Annotated in this window: 4 protein-coding genes; all 4 read left to right on the plus strand. The window is 68.5% G+C overall.

Going from position 1 to position 4,584, the window contains the following annotated elements; translation table 11 throughout:
• A partial coding sequence (locus ON44_RS33980) for a site-2 protease family protein (RefSeq protein WP_040698261.1) occupies nt 1–897 on the plus strand: 897 nt, incomplete at its 5' end.
• A gap of 48 nt (nt 898–945) precedes the next feature.
• Complete coding sequence (locus ON44_RS33985; protein WP_040698263.1) at nt 946–2,967, plus strand: erythromycin esterase family protein; 2,022 nt, start codon at nt 946–948, stop codon at nt 2,965–2,967.
• 127 nt (nt 2,968–3,094) lie between these two features.
• Nucleotides 3,095–3,649: a flavodoxin domain-containing protein gene (locus ON44_RS33990; RefSeq protein WP_040698269.1), complete on the plus strand. Its 555-nt coding sequence runs from the start codon at nt 3,095–3,097 to the stop codon at nt 3,647–3,649.
• Between the two features lie 46 nt (nt 3,650–3,695).
• On the plus strand, nt 3,696–4,584 hold an 889-nt coding region (locus ON44_RS33995), incomplete at its 3' end, for a PEP/pyruvate-binding domain-containing protein (RefSeq protein WP_040698266.1).

Here is a 4,584-nt window from a genome sequence, read left to right on the forward strand (position 1 = left end):
GTATCCGAACTCGGTGACGAACCGAAGAGTCCGCGCTCGGACTTGCGCATCGCGCTGGCCGGACCGCTCACCAGTCTCGCGCTGGGCGTCGGCTTGTTCGGCATCGCCGGCCTGGTCGGTACGGTCGTCAGCGGGCCGGTACCGGAAATGCTGGGCTGGCTGGCCGCGACGAATCTGCTACTGGCCGTATTCAATCTGCTGCCCGGTGCACCACTGGACGGTGGCCGCGTGTTGCGCGCGCTGATCTGGCGGCACACCGGAGACCAATTGCGCGCCACCACGCTCGCCGCGCGCAGTGGCCAGGTCCTCGGGCTGAGTCTGCTGATCCTCGGCGGTGCGGAGCTGCTGCTGGTCGGCAATGGCGGTGGACTGTGGCTGATGCTGCTCGGCTGGTTCCTGCACTCGGCCGCCAATCGCGAACTGGCCGCCGCCGGGCTGCGACATCGACTGGGCGACATCCGGATTCGCGATGTCATGACCGAGCATCCGCTATCGATTCCCGCGACCTGGTCGGTTGCCGAGCTGCTGTGCTCACAGATCGTGCACACCGATCACCGGGTGTTCCCGGTAATCGACGCGGCGGGTCGACCGATCGCGGCGCTGGCCTGGTCCGATCTGACGGCACTGCCCGCGACGGCCCGCGCCACGACGCCGGTGCGCAAACTCGCCCGCCCGCTGCCGCCGATGGCACGAGTGTCCGGTGCGGACCTGCTCAGCACGGTGGCGGCCCAGGTGGTGCTGCGACCGGACTTCGACGTCATCACCGTGATCGATCCGCACGGGCGACTCATCGGCGTGGTCACCGCGACGGATCTGACGCTGGCCGTCCAGCGCAGCGCGCTCGGTTTGCCCGCCCGACGACCCGAGCGATATCCGCCACCGAATACCGAACTCTGACAAGACAATTCTTCCCGCGACGGCGGGCCCGGCAATGGGAGGCTCGCGATGAGCGACACACAGGTCCAGCAAGAAACGCTCCGACCGATGTTCCGGGATCGGCACGAGGCGGGCCGGGTGCTGGCCGGTCTGCTCGAACACTATCGCGGCGATCCGGATGTCCTTGTCCTCGGACTGCCGCGCGGCGGGGTTCCGGTCGCGTGGGAGATCGCCGCGGCACTCAGCGCACCGATGGACGTCTTGGTCGTGCGCAAGCTGGGTGCGCCGGGCCATCCGGAATTCGCGATCGGCGCACTGTCTTCCGGTGGCCGCGTCGTCCTCAACGACGATATGGTGCGCGCGCTGCGGCTCACCACCGACCAGGTGCGCAGCATCGCCCGCGACGAAGCCGAGGAGATGGTCCGACGGGAGGCGGCCTACCGCGCCGATCGCGGCCCCATCGACGTGGCCGGTCGGACGGTGATCCTGGTGGACGACGGATTGGCCACCGGCGCGAGCATGTTCGCGGCCATCGAAGCGATCCGGTCGGGCGAGCCGAAGCGGATCGTGGTCGCGGTCCCCGCCGCACCGGAGTCGACCTGCCGGGAACTGGGCGCGTCGGTCGACGAAATGGTCTGCGCGACAATGCCCACCCCGTTCCGTGCGATCGGCGAATGGTTCTGGGACTTCACCCAGGTCACCGACGAGCAGGTACGCACCCTGATGAGCATCTCGACCACCGGTGCGGCCGTCCCGCGCATCGACGCCGCGGCGACCATCCGGGCCGCGGCGATCGACGCGCCCGAGGGCATACCACCCAAACACGTGCTCGAGGAGCTGATCGGCGACACCAGATGCGTGCTCATCGGCGAAAGTTCGCACGGCACAAAGGAGTTCTTTCGCGCTCGCGCGGCGATCACACGGTGGCTGATCGAGGAGAAGGGCTTCACCGCCGTCGCAGTCGAAGCGGACTGGCCCGATGCCCACCGAGTGAACCGGTACGTGCACGGGCGCGGCTCCGACGCCACCGCCGAGGAGGCGCTGCGCGGCTTCGAGCGCTTCCCGGCCTGGATGTGGCGCAATACCGAGGTCCGCGAATTCGTCATCTGGCTGCGCGCATACAACGCCGAGCAGCAGCGCGGCGAACAACCGCAGGCCGGGTTCTACGGTCTGGACCTCTATAGCCTGCATCGCTCGATGCAGGAGGTCGTGGACTACCTCGACCGCGTCGATCCCAAGGCCGCCCAGCGCGCCAAGATTCGCTACGCCTGCTTCGACCACGTCGCGGGCGACGACGCCCAGACATACGGTTTCGCCGCAGCCTTCGGCGCGGGCAGATCCTGCGAGGCCCAAGTGATCCGGCAACTGCTGGAACTGCAGCGCGTCGCGATTGCCGACGGCGAGCTGGAACCGTTCGCCGCCGACGAACTGTTCGACGCATTGCGCAATGCCTGGTCGGTGCGCGATGCCGAGGCCTACTACCGGGCCATGTTCGGCGACCGGGTGTCCTCGTGGAATCTGCGGGACGAGCATATGGCCGACACCGTCGACGCGCTCGCCACCCATCTGAGCCGCGACGGTTCCCCGGCCCGAATCGTGGTGTGGGCACACAACTCTCATGTCGGCGATGCCCGCGCCACCGAAATGGGCGGCGAAGGCCAACTCACCCTGGGCCAGTTGGTGCGCGAACGCCACGGCGACGCCTGCCGCCTCATCGGCTTCAGCACCTGCACGGGCACGGTCACCGCGGCCGAGGACTGGGGTGGACCCGCCCGCCGCGAAACCGTCCGTACCGCTTTGCCGTCGAGCGTGGAGGAGCTGCTGCACGACACCGGCAACCGGGAATTCATGCTGCGCATGGACCTGTCCGGGGAGGCAACGGACCTGTTGCGCCAGCCCCGGCTACAGCGCGCGATCGGCGTGGTTTACAGCCCGAGCACCGAACGCCAGAGCCACTACTTCCACACCCGCCCCGCCGACCAGTTCGACGCACTGATCCACATCGACCGCACCACCGCACTGGAACCGTTGGAGCCGTCGAGCGTGTGGATCGAGGGCACCACCCCCGAGACCTATCCATCTGGCCTGTGACCATGCCGGCACGGCGGCGATGTCGGCCGTGACCTGTGCCGCAGCGGATGTCGATGGGCCATTGGTCCCGGCACTGTGGGCACCACGCCTCTGCCCGGCGGGTACCGCGGCGCGTGAGGCTGGTGGTATGGAAGCGAACACACCCCGTATCGCGGTTCTCTACGCGACAGAAGAAGGATCGACCCGCGATATCGCCGAATTCATCGGTGACGCGCTGGCCGCACGCGGCGCCGAGATCGAGCTGAGCGATATCGAGCATGCGCCCGAACTGTCCGGCTTCAACGCCGTCGTGCTCGGCAGCGCGGTGCACGATATGGCGCTGCTCCCGGCGATGACGTCCTATGTGCATACCCACCACGACGAACTGGTGCGCGCCCAGGTGTGGCTGTTCAGCGTCGGGCTCGGCCCGGCGCTGCGCGGTCCGATCGGGCGCCGGGTCGGCCGCACCGTGCCGAAAAAGATCGCGGCGCTGCGTGATTCGATCTCGCCACGCGGCTACCACGCCTTCGCGGGACATTACGAACGCGCGGGCGTCTCGCTGAAAGCGCGCACGCTCTACCGGCTGATGGGCGGCGGGCGCTACGGCGATCTGCGCGACTGGACCGCGATCCTGGCCTGGACCAGCGACATCGCCCAGTCGCTCGGTCTGCCGCAGGCCAAATCGACACCGATTCATCCCTGACCATCGGACCGAAGACCGAACGAGAGACAACACATTGGGAGTCGACATGGGCGACTACATCGCCGAGCTCGGCGAGCTACGGCTCATCGACGCGGGCCGGGCCGGCGGCAAGGGCGCTAACCTCGGCGAACTGGTCGCGACGGGACAACCGGTGCCACCTGGCTTCGTGATCCTGCGCCACTGCTACGAGCAGGTGATCGTGGACGGGCCGAACGGCCCGGAGCTCGACCGCCTACACGCCGAGGCGCTCGACGCGAGCGCCGACGGTCCCCGGGTGAACGAATTGTGCGGCCGGATGCGGGAACTCGTGCATCAGACCCCGCTCGACGACACGGTGCGCACCATGATTCTGGCCGCCTACCACGCACTCGGCGACGACGTGGCGGTGGCGGTTCGTTCGTCGGCGGTCGGCGAGGACAGCGCCACCTCGTCGTTCGCCGGAATGAACCTCTCACGGACCAACGTGCACGGCGACGAGAAGCTGATCGCGGCGGTAATCGACTGCTGGGCTTCACTGTTCACCCCGCGCGTGGTGATCTACCGGGCGCGGCGCGGACTGCGCAAGCCGCCGGTGATGGCCGTGGTGGTGCAGCGCATGGTGAGTGCACTCCGCTCCGGGGTGGCCTTCACCGCCGATCCGGCCACCGGGCGGCGTGACCGGGTGGTGATCGACGCGGCCCGTGGACAGGGCGAGGTCGTTGTCTCCGGCGCCACCGAACCGGATACCTACCTGCTCGACGCCGATGGGCCCACCCTCCTCGAAACCCGAACCGGTCACCAGGGTTTCGCCATCGTGGCGGGACCCGACGGCGACCGGCAGGTCGAACTGACCGGTGCCGAGGCCGACGCCCCGGTACTCGATGAGCAGCAGGCCGTCGAGGTGGCCGGGCTCGCGCTGACCGTGCAGAAACATCACGGCACACCCCAGGATGTCG

Origin of the sequence: Nocardia vinacea NBRC 16497 (genome assembly GCF_000308835.1) — a bacterium.
GTDB classification, from domain to species: Bacteria; Actinomycetota; Actinomycetes; order Mycobacteriales; family Mycobacteriaceae; genus Nocardia; species Nocardia vinacea.